Annotated in this window: 17 protein-coding genes; 8 read left to right on the forward strand and 9 right to left on the reverse strand. The window is 52.3% G+C overall.

The genetic code is table 11. The features are described 5' to 3' along the window. The 3 genes from ACO1NT_RS00555 to fucP all read right to left on the reverse strand — a co-directional run. The coding region (locus tag ACO1NT_RS00555) for an SAF domain-containing protein (RefSeq protein ID WP_449046364.1) at positions 1-382 on the reverse strand (382 nt) is incomplete at its 3' end. 4 nt (positions 383-386) lie between these two features. Continuing rightward, positions 387-728, reverse strand: a complete 342-nt coding sequence (locus ACO1NT_RS00560) for an L-rhamnose mutarotase (protein ID WP_449046365.1) — start codon at positions 726-728, stop codon at positions 387-389. A 69-nt stretch (positions 729-797) separates the two neighbouring features. Continuing rightward, positions 798-2,057, reverse strand: a complete 1,260-nt coding sequence (fucP, locus tag ACO1NT_RS00565; RefSeq protein ID WP_449046367.1) for an L-fucose:H+ symporter permease — start codon at positions 2,055-2,057, stop codon at positions 798-800. A 156-nt stretch (positions 2,058-2,213) separates the two neighbouring features. Here fucP and ACO1NT_RS00570 point away from each other — a divergent pair, with 156 nt between their 5' ends. Further along, on the forward strand, positions 2,214-3,092 hold the full coding sequence (locus ACO1NT_RS00570) for an AraC family transcriptional regulator (protein ID WP_449046368.1): 879 nt from the start codon (positions 2,214-2,216) through the stop codon (positions 3,090-3,092). Between the two features lie 15 nt (positions 3,093-3,107). On the opposite strand, the gene ACO1NT_RS00575 is transcribed toward ACO1NT_RS00570, so the two are convergent. Continuing rightward, positions 3,108-5,390, reverse strand: coding sequence for a GH92 family glycosyl hydrolase (locus tag ACO1NT_RS00575; protein WP_449046370.1), 2,283 nt, complete (start codon positions 5,388-5,390; stop codon positions 3,108-3,110). Between the two features lie 241 nt (positions 5,391-5,631). Here ACO1NT_RS00575 and fabG point away from each other — a divergent pair, with 241 nt between their 5' ends. Further along, positions 5,632-6,375, forward strand: a complete 744-nt coding sequence (gene fabG, locus ACO1NT_RS00580; protein WP_449046424.1) for a 3-oxoacyl-[acyl-carrier-protein] reductase — start codon at positions 5,632-5,634, stop codon at positions 6,373-6,375. Here the strand turns inward: fabG and ACO1NT_RS00585 are convergent. After that, positions 6,372-6,572, reverse strand: a complete 201-nt coding sequence (locus tag ACO1NT_RS00585; RefSeq protein WP_449046371.1) for a DUF5808 domain-containing protein — start codon at positions 6,570-6,572, stop codon at positions 6,372-6,374. The genes fabG and ACO1NT_RS00585 overlap by 4 nt on opposite strands. A gap of 225 nt (positions 6,573-6,797) precedes the next feature. On the opposite strand from ACO1NT_RS00585, the gene ACO1NT_RS00590 reads away from it, so the two are divergent. Beyond that, on the forward strand, positions 6,798-7,772 hold the full coding sequence (locus tag ACO1NT_RS00590; protein ID WP_449046372.1) for an acyl transferase: 975 nt from the start codon (positions 6,798-6,800) through the stop codon (positions 7,770-7,772). Positions 7,773-7,776: 4 nt separating this feature from the next. Here ACO1NT_RS00590 and ypfJ read toward each other — a convergent pair whose 3' ends face one another. Together ypfJ and ACO1NT_RS00600 are read right to left on the reverse strand one after the other, a co-directional pair. Continuing rightward, positions 7,777-8,637 carry a KPN_02809 family neutral zinc metallopeptidase gene (gene ypfJ, locus ACO1NT_RS00595; protein ID WP_449046373.1) on the reverse strand — a complete coding sequence of 287 codons (861 nt, stop codon included), beginning with the start codon at positions 8,635-8,637 and terminating at the stop codon, positions 7,777-7,779. A gap of 71 nt (positions 8,638-8,708) precedes the next feature. Further along, positions 8,709-9,047, reverse strand: coding sequence for a DUF3276 family protein (locus tag ACO1NT_RS00600; RefSeq protein ID WP_449046374.1), 339 nt, complete (start codon positions 9,045-9,047; stop codon positions 8,709-8,711). 331 nt (positions 9,048-9,378) lie between these two features. Here ACO1NT_RS00600 and ACO1NT_RS00605 point away from each other — a divergent pair, with 331 nt between their 5' ends. The 4 genes from ACO1NT_RS00605 to ACO1NT_RS00620 are packed head-to-tail and all read left to right on the forward strand — an operon-like array spanning position 9,379 to position 13,533. Beyond that, complete coding sequence (locus ACO1NT_RS00605) at positions 9,379-10,269, forward strand: LiaF transmembrane domain-containing protein (protein WP_449046375.1); 891 nt, start codon at positions 9,379-9,381, stop codon at positions 10,267-10,269. A 4-nt stretch (positions 10,270-10,273) separates the two neighbouring features. Then, entirely contained in the window at positions 10,274-11,317 is a 1,044-nt protein-coding gene (locus ACO1NT_RS00610; protein WP_449046376.1) for a sensor histidine kinase, read from the forward strand. After that, on the forward strand, positions 11,314-12,057 hold the full coding sequence (locus ACO1NT_RS00615; RefSeq protein WP_449046378.1) for a LytR/AlgR family response regulator transcription factor: 744 nt from the start codon (positions 11,314-11,316) through the stop codon (positions 12,055-12,057). Before ACO1NT_RS00610 ends, ACO1NT_RS00615 begins: the two co-directional genes overlap by 4 nt. 24 nt (positions 12,058-12,081) lie before the next feature. Further along, a complete protein-coding gene (locus ACO1NT_RS00620; RefSeq protein ID WP_449046380.1) occupies positions 12,082-13,533 on the forward strand; it encodes a serine hydrolase domain-containing protein in 1,452 nt (483 codons plus the stop codon). A 39-nt stretch (positions 13,534-13,572) separates the two neighbouring features. Here the strand turns inward: ACO1NT_RS00620 and ACO1NT_RS00625 are convergent, their stop codons facing one another. Together ACO1NT_RS00625 and ACO1NT_RS00630 are read right to left on the reverse strand one after the other, a co-directional pair. After that, positions 13,573-16,128, reverse strand: a complete 2,556-nt coding sequence (locus ACO1NT_RS00625; RefSeq protein WP_449046381.1) for an ABC transporter permease — start codon at positions 16,126-16,128, stop codon at positions 13,573-13,575. Continuing rightward, on the reverse strand, positions 16,125-16,817 hold the full coding sequence (locus ACO1NT_RS00630; protein ID WP_449046383.1) for an ABC transporter ATP-binding protein: 693 nt from the start codon (positions 16,815-16,817) through the stop codon (positions 16,125-16,127). The genes ACO1NT_RS00625 and ACO1NT_RS00630 overlap by 4 nt, the downstream gene beginning before the upstream one ends. Positions 16,818-17,051: 234 nt before the next feature. On the opposite strand from ACO1NT_RS00630, the gene ACO1NT_RS00635 reads away from it, so the two are divergent. Beyond that, positions 17,052-19,898: an alpha/beta hydrolase family protein gene (locus tag ACO1NT_RS00635; protein ID WP_449046384.1), complete on the forward strand. Its 2,847-nt coding sequence runs from the start codon at positions 17,052-17,054 to the stop codon at positions 19,896-19,898. Positions 19,899-19,929: the final 31 nt, after the last annotated feature.

The raw sequence follows: 19,929 nt of genomic DNA on the forward strand, positions 1-19,929 counted from the left end.
AGTTTGCCGTACCCACGGTACCGTTGGCGCGGTGGTACCCCAGAAATCCTTCGCCCTCAAAAGCCGATACATCCGGTCGCTGCCATTCCAGCCGGCGCTCGCCCAATTCGAATGGTTCTGCGGCGTGGTGGATATTCTGGGTGGTCAGGGTTTCGCCCCTGGCCAGTGTGGTATTGGTCTTACCGACCAATACACCATACATGCGCACATCGGCCCCCATGGCAAGAGGCTCAATCGTAAACTTATGTTTCGCCTTGACCCCACTGACCAACGTAAACCGCTCGCCTTGGAAATCAATTTCCGTACCCGGAAGCAGGTCGCGCAAGGCAACCAGCACATTATCATCGGGATGTATCTGTAAAAAGGACCTATTATTATCCATCTGTTTATTCACTGGGGCTAAGTTCGAAAATTTTATCCATTACAACCCATTTTTCATCCGGATTAGATCCGGGTATCGCTTTCTGGAATTTCCAGGTCAATTGTTCCCACGCCTTTACCGCCGGGTTTGCCGCATCCGCGGCTGCCTTTTCGGCGAATGAAAAATCATCGTCCGCCTCGATGATCATAAACATCCGGTCGGCGAATCGATAAATTTCCATTTGGGTAATGCCGGCATATCTGATGGACTGCTGGATTTCCGGCGCCACATTTCGATGCAATCGCTCATATTCGGCGATCAGCTGATCATCATTTTGCAGATCTAGTGCTAATGCGTATCGTTTCATATAGCCTCCTCCTTACTCGTTATGTTCATGGTCACCAAAGGTGTCCGGATGCTTTCGACCCTGCCGTGGTTAGGCTTCATCCACATGGAGTGTCTTTTTAGTTTCACGGAACAATCCGTAGCCCGCAACGGCCGCGAAACACAGCATCGGTACCAAAAAGGAAATGTTGATATTTCCGAAACGGTCCGAAACCAATCCCTGAAAATACGTTAAAACCGCACCGCCCAGAATAGCCATGATCAGTCCGGAACCGCCTATTTTCCGATCTTCAACGAGCCCTTCGCTCGCCAAGCCATAAATAGTGGGAAACATCAGACTCATACACGCCGAAATCGCGACCAACGCAAAAACACCGGTTTGGCCGCCGGCAAAAGATACGATCAAACACAGCCCTAATGCCACGATTGACAAGGCCATCAATAGCGTCGTCGGCCTGATAAACTTCATCAGACCCGTGGTGATAAAGCGGAATAGCATAAAAAGCACCAATGATAAGATGTAGTAGTTGGATGCCGCCTCTTCATTCACCTGCAGCTCCTGCATGACATAACGGATGGTGTATGACCACACACCGATCTGCGCTCCCACATAGAAAAACTGGGCGACGACACCGAATACATAGTTCCTGTTTCTGCTTAATCGACCAAATGCGGCCCATACGTCGCCGCGGTCGGTATCCGTATCATGTGGCATCCGGACCATTTTAATCAATATCCAAACCACGAGCAGCACCACCGCAAGTCCAACGTAAGCTTGCATGACTGCCGACAGTTCCGCCTGTTGGATTTGTTCTAATGATGAATGGTCCATCTGGAGGCGTTCTTCATCGCCTGCTTGATGAAGCGCCGAGAGGATGACGTATTTGCTCAATATGACACCCGTTATCGAACCGATCGGATTGAACGACTGGGCTAGGTTTAATCGCCGTGTGGCTGTTTCGGCTGGGCCGAGACTTAAAATAAATGGATTGGCCGACGTTTCCAAAATAGAGAGCCCCCCCGCCAGCACAAATAATGCGCCTAAGAAATGGCCATACACCATCGTTTGGCTTGCCGGGTAAAACAATAGCGCGCCGAGGGTGAATAGACCTAGCCCCAGCAATATTCCCGATTTGTAAGAAAACCGCCGGATGTAGAGGGCGGCCGGCAATGCCAATACGAAATACGCACCATAGAAGGCCATTTGTATCAACGACGTCTGCGCGTCCGTCATAGACATGATCTTCTTGAAGGCGGCCAACAACGTATCCGTCATATTATTGGCTAGCCCCCAAAGGAAAAATAAAGAGGTGATCAAAATCACCGAAATCGATGTATACCGCTTTGCCATATGGTGTTCTTTAATCGGTCAGCATATTCTTAAACAACACAAAGTAAACAAACACCCCACAGAATAGCTACTACCATTTTAACGATATATTAAGTTATATTACCGTGTTTTTGTTATTATTGTTAATTATTGTGTTTTTTTGACTGACTTAGCGGCATGAAACCTCAATTATTAAAAGTAAGCACCGGCCCTGCACGGTCTTTCAGCGTCCGGCGAGATACGGTACCCTATGCCAACAACCAGTGGCATTACCACCGGGAGGTGGAGCTCATCCATTTCGAGAAGGGCAGTGGAACGCAATTTATCGGCGACAGCATCCACCATTTCTCTTCGGGCGACGTCATATTGATCGGTTCCAATCTTCCGCATTATTGGAGTTTCGATAGCAACTATTTAGACACAGCTTTAGATACAGGCACCGCCATTCCCGCGGACGTTCGTGTAGCCCATTTCAATGCCGATTTTTGGGGGGCGGATTTTCTCGACCTACCCGAGAATACGAGCGTCAAACAATTGCTCCGTGAGGCCAAGCAAGGCATTTCCGTATACGGTACCGCCCGTGCCAAGGTACAAAAACTACTCGCTGAACTACTGGAAACCGACGGTGCCAAGCGAATCATCCTGCTTATCGAAGCACTCACGACCATTGCCCATACCCACGAACGCCAACCCCTTTCGTCCGTTGGATTCACACCACACTTCCAGCGGGGCGAAAACACCCGCATAAACGACATATACGATTTTGCCCTCCAGCATTTCAGGCAACGGATCACACTGGACGAAATCGCCGAGGTGGCGGGGATGAGCAGCAATGCGTTTTGCCGGTATTTTAAGTCGCGTACCGGCAAAACATTCTCGCAATTCCTTATCGAGCTACGGGTGGGCCATGCGTGCAAACTCCTTATCGAAAACAACCTTAGCGTCAAGGAAATATGTTTTGAAACCGGGTTCCATAACTTCGCCGGCTTCCACAAATATTTCAAGCTTATAACCGGAAAAAGCCCACTGAACTATCGGCGGGCTTACCTAAAATAAGTGGCTAGCCGGTTATTATTCTTCCAGGCTCAACGAAAATGGAAAATCTTCCGCATCGGTTCCCCGGCGCTTGTTGGGTGTATCGGCCATGTCGAAGTCCAATACCGCCCCATCCACGAGATCGCCATGCTTGAGGTAGTTTCTACCATAATCCTTGCCATCGAGCGTCACGGATTGGATATAACGGTTTTCCTTGCTGTTGTCGGGCGCATGGATTTCGATCGTTTTACCGTTGGGTAGTTGCACCGTTACCTCTTTGAAGAGCGGCGCGCCTATCACATACTCGTCGGTAGCCGGCGTAACCGGATAGAAACCCAACGCCGAAAACACATACCAGGCCGAGGTTTGTCCGTTGTCTTCATCACCACAGTAACCATCGGGCGTGGGTAGGTACATCCGATCCATCGTCTCGCGCACCCAGTACTGCGTTTTCCAGGGTGCGCCCGCATAGTTATAGAGGTAGGTCATGTGCTGTATAGGCTGGTTGCCGTGGGCGTATTGCCCCATATTGGCAATCTGCATCTCGCGGATTTCGTGGATCGTGAAACCGTAGTAGCTGTGGTCGAACACCGGCGGCAGGGAGAACACCGAGTCGAGCTTGGTCACGAAGGCGTCGTGCCCACCCATCAGTTGCGCCAGCCCCTCCACATCCTGGAATACCGACCACGAATAGTGCCAACTGTTGCCCTCGGTGAATGCATCGCCCCATTTGAATGGATTGAAGGGTGTTTGGAAGCTTCCATCCTTATTTTTTCCACGCATCAAGCCGGTCTCCTTGTCGAACAGCTTCTTATAATTGAAGCTCCGCTCGCGGTATAGCGCAACCTCATCGGCGGGCCGATCCAGAGCCTTGGCCAATTGGTAAATGGCAAAGTCGTCATAGGCATATTCCAGTGTACGTGCGGCGTTCTCATTGATACCCACATCGTAAGGCACGTACCCGAGGGTGGTGTAATATTCGGCCCCTGCCCGACCCACGGCCGTTAGCGGCCCCGGGTTATTGGCGCCTTTCAGCAGCCCTTCGTATAGTTTTTCGATATCATAGCCGCGCAGCCCCTTGATGTAGGCATCGGCAACCACGGAGGCCGAATTATTACCCACCATCACGCTGCGGTAGCCCGGGCTGGCCCATTCGGGCAACCAGCCGCCTTCCTTGTAGGTGTTGGCCAACCCTTCCTGCATCTGCTGGTTTACCTCGGGGTAGACCAGGTTGAGGAACGGGAACAATGCGCGGAAGGTATCCCAGAACCCCGTGTCGGTGAACATATAACCCGGAAGCACCTGGCCGTTATAGGGGCTGTAGTGGATCACGTTGCCCTCGGCGTCATACTCGTAAAACATCCGTGGGAAGAGGATGGTGCGGTACAGGCACGAATAGAATGTACGTACCTGATCAATGGTACCACCACCCACACGTACCTTGCCCAACTCGGCATTCCATTGGTCGGCCCCCTCCTGCTTGATGGTTTCGAAATCCTTGTTTCCGATTTCACGAAGGTTCAGTTTGGCCTGTTCGTGGCTGATGAAGGACGAAGCCACCTTGGCCTGCACTTGGTCGCCACGATGGGCTATGCGGAAGCCCACGATAGCGCCCACGTGGTCCGCATGTATTTCCAGGCGACCATCTACCAATGCCGAATCAGCGAAGGTGCCTACCTGTGCAAACGGCTGGTCGAACACGATTACAAAGTAATTTTTGAAATTGTCTGGCACACCGCCACTGTTACGCGTGGTATAGCCGATGATGGCGTTCTCTTCGGGGATGACCTTGACATAGGACCCTTTATCGAACGCATCGATGACCACGAAGGCACTATCGGTCGCTGGAAACGTAAAACGGAACCGCGCTGCCCGTTCGGTAGGGGTAATTTCGGTAGTCACGTCGTGGTCGGCGAGGTATACGCTATAATAATGCGGCGTGGCGATTTCCGCTTTGTGCGAAAACCAGCTGGCGCGGTCGTCTTGATCGAACGTCCGTTTGCCGGTGGTTGGCATGATGGAAAACTGGCCGTAGTCATTCATCCATGGCGAGGGCTGATGTGTCTGTTTGAACCCACGGATCTTGTCGGCGGTATACGTATACATCCATCCATCGCCCATTTTCCCGGTTTGGGGCGACCAGAAATTCATTCCCCAGGGCCGTGCGATGGCCGGATAGGTATTGCCGTTCGAAAGCAAGTGCACGGATTGGGTACCCATTAGGGTATTTACATAATCGAGGGGGTTTTCAACGCGGCTCACTTCCTGCGCCGTGGCCACCAGTGTGAACAGGGAGAGTAATAAGGTCAATGGTTTCATTGAAGTACGTGTTTGTTTTTAGGATTTATATCTTTACAACCATGTTATCGTCCGCTAATATGGTAAAAATATCGGGAAACGAAAACGCTAAAAGTGTTTAGCAACCATAAATCATCACCAGGACGATACCAAGCCCCACGGGAAAACGCTGCCGATCTTTGTTGACGGCGTGTTCGCGAATACGGTGCATTTTAGCTAAGTTTGCATCTTAAATCCGAAAGCATAGAAACAGCGTACAATGATGAAACTACTTGAAGGAAAGACCGCACTCGTCACCGGGGCCTCGAAAGGCATCGGCCGCACCATAGCCGAGAAGTTTGCCGAGCAAGGCGCAAACGTGGCATTCACCTACCTCTCTTCCGTAGAAAAGGGCCAGGCACTGGAGCAGGAATTGCAGGCCCATGGTACCAAGGTAAAGGGTTACCGGTCTGATGCTTCCAAATTCGAAGCCGCTGAGCAGCTGGTCAATGATATCGTATCGGAATTCGGGACGCTTGACATCGTGGTGAACAACGCGGGCATCACCAAAGACGGCTTGCTGCTTCGCATGACGGAAGACCAGTGGGACGATGTGCTCGAAGTAAACCTCAAATCGGTATTTAACGTTACCAAAGCTGCATCGCGCATCATGATGAAAAACCGCAAAGGGGTATTCATCAATATGAGTTCGGTGGTTGGCGTACAGGGCAATGCCGGTCAGGCGAACTATGCCGCGTCCAAGGCGGGCATCATCGGCTTCTCCAAGTCGGTAGCCAAGGAACTGGGTTCGCGGAATATCCGTACCAATGTCATCGCACCGGGCTTTATCCGCACGGAGATGACCGATGTGCTGGATCCGAAAGTGGTGGAAGGTTGGGAACAGGGCATCCCGCTGAAACGGGCCGGCGAAACGGAAGACGTAGCCAATGCGTGCCTATTTCTCGCATCGGACCTATCCGCCTACATCAATGGGCAGGTGCTTTCGGTGTGCGGAGGTATGCTTTAAAAGGCGGCGTAATAGCGGACCGCGACATAAGTCACCAGAAGCACCAACAATACCAGCATATATCGCCATAGCGCTTTATGACCGAAGTTCAATGTCCAACCCAAGCCATTGAGTTTCGGCACGACCAGTAACGGGTCTTTGGGGTTTACGTAAAAGAACCCCATTTTCCAATGTTCGGGATTATACCTATTGTCCATAACGACACGGCTTCTACCCAAAGGTATAAAGTTTAAAGCAATGTAACAACGTAATATGCATCAAAAAAACCTCTTTCAGTTTTACAAAATCACGACAACTTGAATTGTCCCCCAATTACCGACATGAATTTAAAAGTCTTCCGATGATTTTTCAGGAAACCTGGAAAACATGGTCTTGCCAATCCCGTCCTTTCTGTATACCCTTAAAACACTACCTTTGCGGGGATGAATAAGGAAATCTTCTCCATAAAGACACGCCAAGCATTTGACGACGTATGCATGGGGATATTTCGTCACCAGGCCATACATTGCGCGGTTTACCGGAAGTACTTGTCGCTCATCCAGGTAGACCCCGAAACCATACAGCGGCCCGAAGCCATCCCCTGCCTACCCATCGACTTCTTCAAAAACCATCGGATCATCACCGGTGCCGAGCCTCCGCAGCAGGTGTTTACCAGTTCGGGTACCACCGGCACCGCGCAGAGCAAGCATTACGTAGTAGACGCCGCGGTTTATGAGTATAGCTTCCGTACCGCGTTCAACCAATTTTACGGAAACCCGGCCGATATGGCTATTTTGGCGCTGCTGCCCTCCTATTCCGAGCGTGAAGGGTCTTCGCTTATTTATATGGTAGACGATCTCATCCGCCAGAGCCAGTACCCGCAGAGTGGATACTTCCTATACAATCACGACGAGTTATACGATTCCCTGCGGGAGCTGAAGGCCACCGCCACGCCCACGCTGCTCATCGGTGTCACCTATGCGTTACTTGATTTTGTCGAAAACCATGTGATTGATTTCCCGGCGCTGCAGGTGATGGAAACCGGCGGCATGAAAGGCAGACGACGGGAAATGATCCGCGAGGAAGTGCACGAGCGACTATGCCAGGGATTCCATGTGGCGGAAATCCATTCGGAATATGGGATGACCGAGCTGTTATCCCAAGCGTATTCCACAGGCGGCGGACGCTTTCGCTGCCCACCATGGATGCAAATTCATATACGGGATACCAATGACCCATTCGATAGGCTACCCATCAACCGCACCGGTGCCATCAATGTGGTCGACTTGGCCAATATCCACTCGTGTACATTCATCGCTACGCAGGATCTGGGGAGGAAGCACAGTGATGGAAGCTTCGAAGTATTGGGCCGCTTCGATCAAAGCGACATCAGGGGGTGTAATTTACTGGTGCAATAACCGGTCAACGCAAGCTGGGGTCACTGAACGTATCGCCCTGCCGGATGTCGCCGGTATCGTACCCCTTTTTAAACCAATAAGCACGCTGCTCGGCCGTGCCGTGCGTAAATGCCTCCGGCACCACATGCCCTTGGCTCTGCTGCTGCAACCGGTCGTCACCCACGGCCTCGGCCGCTTTCATGCCTTCGAGGATATCCGGCAGGTCGAGACGCAGCTCCGAAGACCGATTCGCATGGTGTGCCCACACACCGGCATAGAAATCCGCTTGCAGTTCGGTCATTACGCTTACCTTATTGTATTCCCGCTCGCTCAACTGCGACCGCAATTTGGCGGTTTTATCCATCGTACCCAATAGGTTTTGGATATGGTGCCCCACCTCATGAGCCACCACATAGGCCATGGCAAAATCGCCCGTGGCACCAAACTGATTACGTAACTGGTCGTTGAAACTCAAATCGATATACACTTTTTTGTCGGCCGGGCAATAAAAGGGGCCATAGGCCGAAGCGCCCATCCCACAGCCATCCGTGGGCGTCTGGTCGCGGTAAAACACCATGGTGCTTGGCTGGTATGTACTGCCCGCATTCGCGAAAATAGCCCCCCACACATCCTCCGTGCTGGCGAAAACAACCTCCACCATCTCGGTCAATTCCTTTTCCGCTGCACTGATTTCCACCGGTCCATCCGCCTGCTGCATACCCGTGGTCTGCATTTGCTGCAACAACGCTCCCGGATCGCCCCCCATCAAGAGGCCGATGATTAAAACCACAACGCCCCCTACGCCGCCCAGCGCAAGTTTGCCACCGGATGACATCCCTCGTCTGTCTTCCACATTGGTGCTTCTTCTCTTACCTTTCCATTCCATATATGCATGTACAAAAAAAGCCTCACGATGAGCAAGGCTTGGTTTATGATTAACACATGGCTATTGTCAACCTAAAACGAATAATCGTCTTTTGATCCCGCGTTATCAGCTACCTCTACCCCATTGCCTTCAAAGCCCGGCTCGTACCGCTTCTCGACCACTTCTTGGTGGGATTTGATATATTCGACCACGTCGCTGAGCCCCTCCGCAAATTTCTCGAAGTCTTCCTTGTACAAGAAAATCTTATGCTTGATGAACACACCGTCTTCAAACCGTTTCTTGCTCTCTGTGATGGTAACGTAATAGTCGTTAGACCGGGTTGCCTTTACATCGAAAAAATAAGTGCGCTTACCAGCCCTTACCTTTTTTGAAAAAACCTCTTCACGCTCTTTGTTGTCAAAATCTCCCATTGTTAAGCTTATTTATTTTTTGCATTCTCAGAATCGGGATAAATATAAAGTAATTTAGTCGATTAATACAAGTAATTCACTCGAATAATTTATTCATAACGGCCTCATGGAGCCTGCATTTCATCGCCTTTGCGCCGAGGCGCTGACAGGGCAGGCTTCATCCATACGCTACCGGTCCCTATTTTACCGGAATAAAACGGCCGTTTACCGAGAAAACAGCTGGTGTGGCCTAATGACTATTGCAGAACGTATTTATTCCCTATACCTTTGGTTCCATCAACATCGTAGTTGATAAGGATTTTAAGGAAATAACTTTACAAACAACAAGATAATGAACGAACAACGCCAACCAGCAAAACAGCATCCCAGCACAGGTCGTGTGTGGGCAGGCATCATCATTATCAGTATCGGTGCGATACTGCTCGCTGGACGACTGGGACTCGATTGGCTTTTCCCCGATTGGATATTCAATTGGGATAATATGTGGCCCATGGTATTGGTTGCTATTGGCCTGATCATTGGAGGCAACTCGAACTTCCGTAACCCGGCATCGTATATCTTAATGGGATTGGGAGCGTTCTTTTTGTTGAGGAACATCACCGATTTCGACATCGGCGCGTTTATATGGCCGGCGGTCATCATCGGCATCGGCCTATGGCTGCTCACGGGCAAGCGCAGGGGCGGACCGTATGGGCCGCGACCGGGTAGGCGCCAGCGCTACCGTGCACGGTATGGCGACTATGAATGGGACAAGCGTGTAAAAGATCAACCGGATAGCCCTGCAAATAGCGGGGCTACCGCTTTTGACGAAACCGGAAACTTCGATGAAAACCGCCCATTTGGCGAAACGGATGCCGGTGACGAGCCAAGCGGCCTCACCAACGAAGATTACCTGAAATCGACCGCTGTATTCAGCGATGTCAAAAAGATCGTTATTTCCAAACGATTCCAGGGTGGCGAGATCGTCAATGTGTGCGGGGGCACCGATGTGAACCTCATCCAAGCGGATATCCAACAGCCCATCGTTATCGATGTGTTCCAACTGTTTGCCGGCACCAAGATCATTGTTCCGGCTCATTGGAAAATCCAATCCGAGGTCGTATCGGTATTCGGCGAAGTAGACGATCGGCGTTTCTCGCAAGGAACGCCCCACGACGACCAGAAAGTGGTCTATATCAAAGGAACCTCCCTGTTTGGGGGAATTACCATAAAAAACATCTAACCGGGTGAGTGCCGCAACATACACTTCATCTAAGCAACGTCTCATCAACATCAGCTGCTTCGTCATCTGGATGGCCTATGCGCTTATCCAAACCGCTTTGCTGTGGTGGTTTGATGTCGATTTCAACCTGGCATTGAACGACAGCCTGGTTAGCGCGACGGTCATCACGCTATGCTGTTATGTCATCGCGAGCGCACTAACCCATTACCTCCCGCAGCGAAAGGGCTACTTCTATATCGTGATCTGGGGATTGGTGCTGGCCGCGATCAGTGTATCCGTGGATCGATGGATCCTCCAGTATATCATCCAGAATGAAGGCTACCGCGACCGCATCGACGTCTCCCTGCCCCTGCGCTTTTTCATCAATGCGTTGCTTATCGCCTGGATGGCCATCATCAACATCCTCTGGAACATCCAACAGGAGTATAAGGAAAACGAACAACGGAAGGCCGATGCCGAGCGGTTGGCCCGCGAGGCGGAACTGTATAATCTCCGGCAACAGTTGCAACCCCACTTTCTCTTCAACAGCCTCAATTCCATCATCGCCCTTATCGGGCGGAAACCGGATGAGGCCCGGAACATGACCTTCCAACTGTCCGACTTCCTCCGGGGCACCCTCCGTAAGGACGACCAGCAACTCATCGCCCTCAAAGACGAGTTGGAACACCTCCAGTTGTACCTCGAAATCGAAAAAGTCCGATTTGGCCACCGGCTGGAAACGCAGGTCAATTTCGACGAAGAGTGCCTGGGCATGACGCTCCCTGCCATGATCATGCAGCCCTTGGTCGAAAACGCCATCAAATACGGCCTTTATGACACGACGGAAAAAGTAACCATCAGCGTGGCCTGTACCTGTACCGACCACTTACTGGAAATACAGATAGAAAACCCCTACGACAGCCAAAGCAATAAGCCCCGCCGGGGCACAGGATTCGGGCTCCGTGGCATACAGCGTCGTCTTTTTTTACTGTTCGGGCGCACGGATCTGTTGGAAACTAAAGCAACATCACATATCTTTACCAGCATAATCAAGATTCCACAACGATGATTAAGGCGGTATTGATAGACGACGAACCTTTGGCGCGGAGCATGGTTGCTGAGTACCTTGAGGGGTACCCCCAAGTAACCGTGGTTGCCGAGTGTGGCGACGGATTTGAAGGTGCGAAGGCCATTATGCAGCATCAGCCAGACCTCATCTTCCTCGACATCCAGATGCCTAAAATCAATGGCTTCGAGATGCTGGAAATCATCGACAACCAGCCTGCCGTGATTTTCACCACCGCTTTCGATGAATATGCGATCCAAGCCTTCGAGCGCCACGCAGTCGACTACCTACTCAAACCCATAGCCAAAACGCGGTTCGACCGTGCCATGGCCAAATTCCTCGATACCCCATACTTGGAAGATGGGAAGAAAAACACCCGTAACCTGCTGGATAAAATGCACCAAATGGAGGGTAAGCTGGAGCGAATTGTAGTCAAAACCGGAACAAAAATCAAAATCATCCCTATCGGCTCCATCATTTTCCTTGAGGCCGACGACGATTACGTGAAAATCCATACCGATGAAGGCATTTTCATGAAAAACAAAACGATGGCATCGTTTGAAGAGCAGCTCGACCCAGCGCAGTTTGTGCGTGTACACCGCTCGTTCATCGTCAAAATAGACCATATCGCCCGCTTGGAACCCCACGAGAAAGACAGCTATGTCGCCATATTGGCCAACGGGAATCAAGTAAGCGTCAGCAAAAGTGGTTACACACGCCTCAAACAAAGATTAGGAATGTAAATAGGTTTCACGTAATTTTGCGTCATGTTTGAAACCATAAACAGGATCATCTGCATCATGTTGCTGCTGCCTGTATTCCCTGCCTTTACGCAAGAGAAAAGCCGCGCCGAGCAAATCAACCAGGCGGTTTTCAATAAAATCGAATACCATTTCAACTTGCAGGAGACCGATTCCATTTATGCGCTTGCCGGCCCACGGTTCAAGCAGTCGCTTTCTTTACAGGCGTTTCAGACAGTAATGGCCCAACAATTATACCCTTTGGGCCAGATACAATCGGCCGAATTGGAGCGCTACGAAAAGGGAACAGGCACCTACAAACTTAACTTCCTAAGCACACCGTTGCAGGTGGTGTTGGCATTGGACAGCCTGAACCGGATCGAAACGTTCCTCTTCCAACCCTATGCCGGCAGTCCGGTGCCGGAAAAGACGGAAGTGCCCGCCGCCCGTGGTTCCGCCACGTCTAAACTCGACTTTTATATCGATTCCATTGCCTTGGCCTACAGCCGAAAGGGGCATACCCACGCACTGGCTATCGGCGTGGCCTACGACGGCAAAACCAGCAGCTACTATTACGGCGAAACCGAAAGTGGCAACAAACAATTGCCGGATGAAAACACCTTATTTGAAATCGGCTCGATCAGCAAGACCTTTACGGCCACGTTGCTCGCTTACTTGGCGCAGACCCAACAGCTCAACGTAGAGGATCCGATTACCAATTACCTTCCCGATTCAGTTGCTGCAAACCCCGATCTGCAGCGCATCACGCTGAAACAGCTCGCCAACCATACATCGGGATTACCGCGCATGCCGGCAAATATCGATGCAACCGCTGCGGCCCATCCGCTCGATCCCTATAAAGATTACACCCAAGCGGATTTGTACGGTTTCTTGACATCGTACAAAGCAAGCACGCCGCCCGACTCCATCTATATATACAGTAACCTGGGTTATGGCCTGTTGGGCGACATTCTTTCTACCGTGTATGGCAAGCCGTACAATGAGATGGTACAGGAAATCATCTGCCAACCGCTCGATTTGAAAAACACCACGGAGTTCCCCGATCCGGATTCGCAATATGTGGCCAAAGTATATAACAAAGATGGCCAGGAAACCCCTTTGTGGACATTCGACGCCTTTACGGCCCATGGGTCACTGAAATCATCCGTAAAAGATCTGCTCACCTACGCAAAGGCCCATTTCAAAATGCCCGAAAGCGATCTGGAACATTCCCTGGCCCGTACCCGCCAATTCACGTACTTCAATCCGCCCGATACCGACATTGGCCTGGCATGGCATATGAACCTGATGGGCGACGAACTCATTTATTGGCATAATGGAGGCACATTCGGAAGCAGTAGCTATATGGCCTTTTCGCCAGACAGGAAGATAGCGATCGTGGTCTTATCGAATACCGCCGAACCCGTTGATAGCGTGGGGGTCTCCATTTTGAACGCCATCTTGGCGGCTAAGCCATAGGCGGCAACGGCCTATTGACCGTAGAAAAAAGTTGGCAACCTATGCTTTCCGTAGAATCTCCAACGGCGGCCTTTGGGTGATCCCCCGGCTGTTGGCCAGTCCAATCAGCACGGTCAATAACGCAACGACCAATACCAACAGAAGCATGGCGGCGATATCGGGCGTAAACGGTATCTCGAAACTGAATACGGCCAATGCCCAACTGCCACCGAGTGCCAGCAACACGCCGGTTAATGAGGCTATGGCGCCAAGGAAAAAGTACTCCAGTGTGGTAATGGTCAAAATCTGGTTCCGCGTCGCCCCCATCGTACGCAACAACACACTCTCCTTTATCCGCTGGTATTTACTGATCATTACAGAGGCAATCAATACAACAAAACCGGTCAGGATACCGAAACCGGCCATGAACCGGATCACGAATCCGATCTTATCGAGGATGGCATCCAACACCGACAAGATCAGTCCCAGATCGATGATCGATACATTCGGGAATTGTGTAACGACCGCCTGCTGCATACGGGCGGAGGTCGCTTCGTCCGGCACGCGGGTCATCAGTACATGGAACTGCGGCGCATCATCGATCACTCCCTTCGGGAATATCAGCCGGAAATTGGTCTGCACCCGGTTCCAATCCACCTCCCTTAGGCTACCGATGATGGTGGGTATACGGACACCCTGGACGTTGAACAACAGGGTATCGCCAATGTCTACCCGGATACGGCGGGCATACCCCTCCTCAAGCGATACCCGGGCAGTGTCGCCCGCGGCGGTTTCGCCAACCCATTCGCCATCGGCAATCTTTTCCGAATCGCTGAGTTCCGACCGGTAGGTAGACCGCAGCTCGCCGCCCAGCGCCCGGCGGGATACTTCGATGGTACTGTCGCGCCGGGCATCTTCGGCAGTAATGCCATTGATCGCTTCCAACTGCACCGTCACGATGGGTACTTCATCCAATACAGGCAGCCCTTGCGCAGCGACCAAATCGGCCACTGCCGCTTTCTGCGAGGGCTGGATGTCAAACAGCACCATATTCGGTTGGTTCTCGCTCGATGACAGGGATACACGGGTCATCAACATTCCTTGGACGGCGAACAGGGTGGCAATAAATGCGGTACCCAGCCCGATGGCGATGATCAAGATGACCGTTTGGTTGTTTGGGCGGAACAGGTTGGACAGGCCCTGTCGCCAAAGATATCCCCATGACGACGGAAAAAAACGCCTAACCAGCCACACCAGTAGGCGTGCGGCGGCATATAGCACCAGAAACGATACGACAACCCCCATGGTAAATGCCAGGGTCTGCCAAACGCCATCCAATTGTAAATAAGCATAGCCGAATACAAATAGCCCGATAAGGCCGTATATCAACCAACTCCAGCGGTCCCGCACCGGCCCCGGTGCATCCAGCGACAGCCTCAGCGTGTTCAACGGAGCGATATTGCGGATACCGATAAGCGGCAACAATGCAAATAATGCCGATATGCACACGCCCAACCCGATCCCTTGGGCAATGGCCCACCACGAGATATCGCTGCTGATGGCTACCGGAACGAGGTCGCGGAGTACCCAGGGTAACAGCTGTTGTACCAACGTACCCAACAATGCACCGATGACCGAACCGAGCAAGCCCACGCCCAACACCTGTATGAGGAATATCAAAAAGGCCTGACGCGAACTCGCCCCCAAGCAGCGCAGTATCGCAATGCTGTTGAGCTTTTCTTTGATATAGATATGTATGGCGCTCGATACCCCGATGCATCCCAGCAGCAGCGCCACGAAGCCTACCAACGATAGGAATTTATTCAAATCGGCGAATGATCTTCCGGTGTCCCGCTTGCGCGAGGCAATGGTATCGTACCCCATCCGCTGTATTTCCAGCAGCGAATCAAGCCCTTCGGCGAGCGCATCGGCATCGGTCCCTTCCTCCAGCCGGAAATAGTAGTTGTAATTGATACGGCTGCCCTTCTGGTTCAACCCCGTGGCCGCCAGGTACTCCATGGGAATAAAGACTGCCGGTGCTACGGTAGTGGAGAGTCCGCTCTGCCCCGGTGCCTGCTCCAGGCGGCCGGCAATTTCAAACATCACGGCCCCCACTTTTATGGAGTCGCCCACCTCGGCGCCGAACTGGAGCATCAATGTTTTATCAACCAGCGCCTGCCGATGTGCCCTGAACGAGGTCCCGGCCTCTTCGGGTACGGTCTCCAGTTTCCCATAATACGGAAACGCACCATCCAGTGCGCGTACTTCGACGAGGCGGGTACCGCCATTATGGGCAAATAGTACCATCGACGCGAAACGCTGTTCCGCTGAAAAATCGGTGCTCACCTGCCGTACCGTATCCACGATCGCTTGCCCCCCGTCAGACAGCTCGCGGTTGCTGTGGATGACCAAGTCGGCCCCTACCAGACTGGCTGCCTGCCTGTCGATATCCTTGGCGAGGTTATCCCCAAACGAAAAGATGGCCACCAAAGCGGCGATGCCGATGATGATGGATGATATAAAAAGAAACAGCCGCGACCGGTTCCGCCGGCTGTCGCGCCACGCCATTCGGAGAATCCAGCCGAAGGCAATCTTTTGGCGATGGGGAGTCCTCATAGGGTATGGTCTACTGCTGCATCCGATATCACCCGCCCCCCTTTCATGCGGATAATCCGCTGGGTCTTTGACGCCAGTTCCAAATCGTGGGTGACCAATACCAGCGTTGTACCCGCATCATGGTTGAGGTCGAACAATAGCTTCTCAACGTTTTCGCTCGTTTCGGCATCGAGGTTACCGGTCGGCTCGTCGGCAAAAAGGATCCGCGGTGCATTCGAAAAAGCACGCGCGATAGAAACCCGTTGTTGTTCGCCGCCCGATAGCTGCAGCGGATAATGGTGGCCGCGGTCGGCCAGTCCCACCTTGTCCAATAATTCGAGTGCCACCCGCCGACTGTTGGGCGCTCCGCGGAGTTCGAGGGGCACCATTACATTCTCCAATGCCGTCAAGGTAGGCAGCAATTGGAAATTCTGGAATACGAAGCCGACATACTGGTTGCGCACCCTGGCCCGTTCGTCTTCACTAAGCATATCCAACAGCACACCGTTCAACACGATACTTCCTGTACTAGCACGGTCTAGCCCGGCACAAAGGCCCAGCAGGGTGGTTTTACCGCTGCCGGACGGCCCCACAATGGCCACGGTGGATGCCGTTTCCACTTCAAAATCGATCTGTTGCAGCACGGCGAGCGGCTTACCCGCACTGGGATAGGTCTTACCGACGCCTTCCACGCTTAATATCGTAGCCATTTATCCTTTTCTCCAATCCATATTTCCGTAAACTTAGCTAAAGTTGCCCCCGTATACAAGAAGCCATGTGCCAAATAGACCAAAAATGCGTAGTTTTGACGGTTGCCCGGCCCCGTTGTTACACTGCAGACCCGTTTTACGCATGAAAATGCGGGACCGGTTACTGTAAAAAAAATATGACAGCCCCGGCCGATCACCATTTTTATTCCAATATTGCATCCGTTATATTGCACCATGAAGTTCCATACGATAATCACCACGCCACAACTTTTCGCGTTTCTGTTACTTGTTTGCGTAAAGACCACTTGGGCACAGAAGAAGCCGTTAAACCACGACGTGTACGATGGTTGGGAAGCCATCAGTTCGTCTGTCATCTCCGATGACGGGCGCTTTATCTATTATATCGTCAACCCCCAGGCGGGCGACGGCCGGCTAGTGGTCACGAGTCCGCACAGCCAGCCTGTCGGCCGTATTGAGCGGGCCGCCGACGCGCGTTTCTCTGCCGATGGCAAATACATCATAGCCCATATCAAACCGCTTTATGAAGAGACGAGGCAGGCCAAGATAAAAAAGAAAAAAGCAGAGGAAATGCCCAAAGACTCGTTGGCCATATTTACCCTGGAAACTGCCGCATTGCAAAAGATACCTTTTGTAAAGTCGTATAAAATGCCCGAGCAACCGGGCGAATACATCGCCTACCTCACCGAGCGCCTCCTGGCACCGAAAGACAGCACAGCGGCCGACAGTGCGGTGGCAAAGAAGGCAAGCAGCAAGAAATCCCAACCGGCATTGCACATCAGGCACCTGCCCAGTGGTGCGGATACAACCATCGACCGCGTGGAAGACTACGCATTCAGTTTCGATGGGAAGGTACTCACCTATGTCGTAAAAGCCGAGGAAAAGGACAGCATCGGTGCCGATGCGGGTTTATATTATTACGATTTCGCCACACGCCAACCCCGGCACATCAGTAGCGGAAAAGGCACCTATAAAAACATCACCTTTGATGACGCCTCCGTACAACTGGCCTTTACGGCGGATAAAAGCCCCGAAAAGTCACTTCAGAAAGCGTTTGACCTTTATTACTATGCACCCGGCCAAGACAGCGCCATCATGATCGCCACCCGTAACACCAACGGTATGCCGCAAGGATGGTATGTGAGCGGAGAAGGAGACGTCCGGTTCAGTAAAAACGGTGAGAAGCTTTTCTTTGGCATTGCCCCCATCCCCCGCGTAAAAGACACCACGCTGGTCGAATTCGAACACGCCAACGTGGATATCTGGCACTGGAAAGATGATTACCTGCAGACACAGCAGTTGGTAAACCTCCGCCGGGAACAGGACCGGAGCTATCTGGCCGTCACATACCCCAAACAGGGGCGCAAAGTGATTCCTTTGGCCGACGAACAGCTTCCATACACGCGGCTTACCGATGGCGCCGACAACACCTATGTATTGGCCACCACCGATGTGGGCCGCCGCATAGAGACGCAGTGGCGAACGGGCGCATTCCTGGACATTTATGTGGTCTCTACCATAGACGGTAGCCGGAAGAAAGTCGCCGGGGAAATCCGCGGCCATATCGCCATGTCGCCCGGAGGGAATTATGTCGTTTGGTTCGACCGGACCGATGGCAATTGGTACAGCCATGACATCCTCGCTGATCAGACCGTACAACTAAACGCAGACCTACCCGTAAGCTTTGCGGATGAAGACAATGACGTACCCGATGACCCGGACGATTACGGCATCGCCGGCTGGAGCGAAGGCGAGGGGGAAATCTTCATCAACGACAAATACGATATCTGGGCCTTCCATCCGGATGGATCCGAACGGCGCATCGTAACGAACGGCGCAGGACGGAGCAGCGAAATCACCTTCCGGTATAAAGCTGTGGAAGAAGACCGCATGGCCAGGTATCGGCAACGGCGCGCCACGGACGTAATCGATACCAAACGACCGCTCATTTTATCGGCCTTCAACCACATCACCAAAGAAACCGGCTGGTTCCGGACCAACGGCGACAAAAGCCGGGACCCCAAGGAAATGGTCGTTGGCCCTTACCGTTATCGACAGGTAGCGCGTGCAGCGGATGCCGACACCTATATCTATACCAAAGAGAATTACGCTTCATCGCCAGATGTCTACGTATCCACAGATTTCGTGACGGAGACCAAACTGAGCAGCATCAACCCCCAACAGCAGCAGTACAATTGGGGTACCGCCGAGCTGGTACGGTGGACGACGCCCAATGGCCACGACGCCGAAGGGATCCTTTACAAACCTGAAGATTTCAATCCGGCAAAAAAATATCCCGTCATCGCCTATTTCTACGAGGAATTATCCGACGGGCTATACAGCTATGTGCCGCCCACGCCTACGCCATCGCGACTAAACATCAGCTTTTTCGTAAGCAATGGCTATGTCGTGTTTGCGCCCGACATCCATTATGAAATCGGACATCCCGGCCGGTCCGCCGAAGAATATGTAAACTCCGGCATGGAAGCGTTGAAAGAACAACCATGGGTAGACGGCAGCAAGATGGGTATCCAAGGCCAAAGTTGGGGTGGGTACCAAGTGGCGCACCTGATTACACGGACCGATATGTATGCCGCAGCCTGGGCGGGCGCTCCCGTGGTAAACATGACCTCCGCCTACGGCGGCATCCGCTGGCAAAGTGGGATGAACCGGCAATTCCAGTATGAGCGGACCCAAAGCCGCATCGGGGCCACACTCTGGGAGAAACCCGAATTATATATCGAAAACTCCCCCTTGTTCCACCTACCCAATGTGACGACGCCGGTTGTCATCATGCATAACGACGAGGATGGCGCCGTGCCCTGGTACCAAGGCATCGAAATGTTCACAGCGCTCCGCCGGCTGCAAAAGCCCGTTTGGCTGTTGAACTACAACGGCGAAGCGCACAATCTCGTCCACCGCCAGAACCGGAAAGACATCCAACGGCGAGAACTGGAGTTTTTTGACCATTTCTTGAAAGGCAAACCCGCCGCACCATGGATTGACCATGGGGTACCGGCCACGCTCAAAGGTATTGACTGGGGGTTTGGCACAGAACCCTAGGATCGGCACGCTCCGTCTAGCCTTCTGGCTT

This window comes from Parapedobacter sp. (genome assembly GCF_053550995.1).

Coding starts and splice junctions, on each gene's coding strand:
- ACO1NT_RS00560 (WP_449046365.1), bottom strand. CDS start 728: ATGAAACGATACGCATTAGCACTAGATCTGCAAAATGATGATCAGCTG.
- fucP (WP_449046367.1), bottom strand. CDS start 2,057: ATGGCAAAGCGGTATACATCGATTTCGGTGATTTTGATCACCTCTTTA.
- ACO1NT_RS00590 (WP_449046372.1), top strand. CDS start 6,798: ATGAATAAGGAAATCTTCTCCATAAAGACACGCCAAGCATTTGACGAC.
- ACO1NT_RS00585 (WP_449046371.1), bottom strand. CDS start 6,572: ATGGACAATAGGTATAATCCCGAACATTGGAAAATGGGGTTCTTTTAC.
- ACO1NT_RS00570 (WP_449046368.1), top strand. CDS start 2,214: ATGAAACCTCAATTATTAAAAGTAAGCACCGGCCCTGCACGGTCTTTC.
- ypfJ (WP_449046373.1), bottom strand. CDS start 8,637: ATGGAATGGAAAGGTAAGAGAAGAAGCACCAATGTGGAAGACAGACGA.
- ACO1NT_RS00575 (WP_449046370.1), bottom strand. CDS start 5,390: ATGAAACCATTGACCTTATTACTCTCCCTGTTCACACTGGTGGCCACG.
- ACO1NT_RS00615 (WP_449046378.1), top strand. CDS start 11,314: ATGATTAAGGCGGTATTGATAGACGACGAACCTTTGGCGCGGAGCATG.
- ACO1NT_RS00600 (WP_449046374.1), bottom strand. CDS start 9,047: ATGGGAGATTTTGACAACAAAGAGCGTGAAGAGGTTTTTTCAAAAAAG.
- ACO1NT_RS00620 (WP_449046380.1), top strand. CDS start 12,082: ATGTTTGAAACCATAAACAGGATCATCTGCATCATGTTGCTGCTGCCT.
- ACO1NT_RS00605 (WP_449046375.1), top strand. CDS start 9,379: ATGAACGAACAACGCCAACCAGCAAAACAGCATCCCAGCACAGGTCGT.
- ACO1NT_RS00625 (WP_449046381.1), bottom strand. CDS start 16,128: ATGAGGACTCCCCATCGCCAAAAGATTGCCTTCGGCTGGATTCTCCGA.
- ACO1NT_RS00635 (WP_449046384.1), top strand. CDS start 17,052: ATGAAGTTCCATACGATAATCACCACGCCACAACTTTTCGCGTTTCTG.
- fabG (WP_449046424.1), top strand. CDS start 5,632: ATGAAACTACTTGAAGGAAAGACCGCACTCGTCACCGGGGCCTCGAAA.
- ACO1NT_RS00630 (WP_449046383.1), bottom strand. CDS start 16,817: ATGGCTACGATATTAAGCGTGGAAGGCGTCGGTAAGACCTATCCCAGT.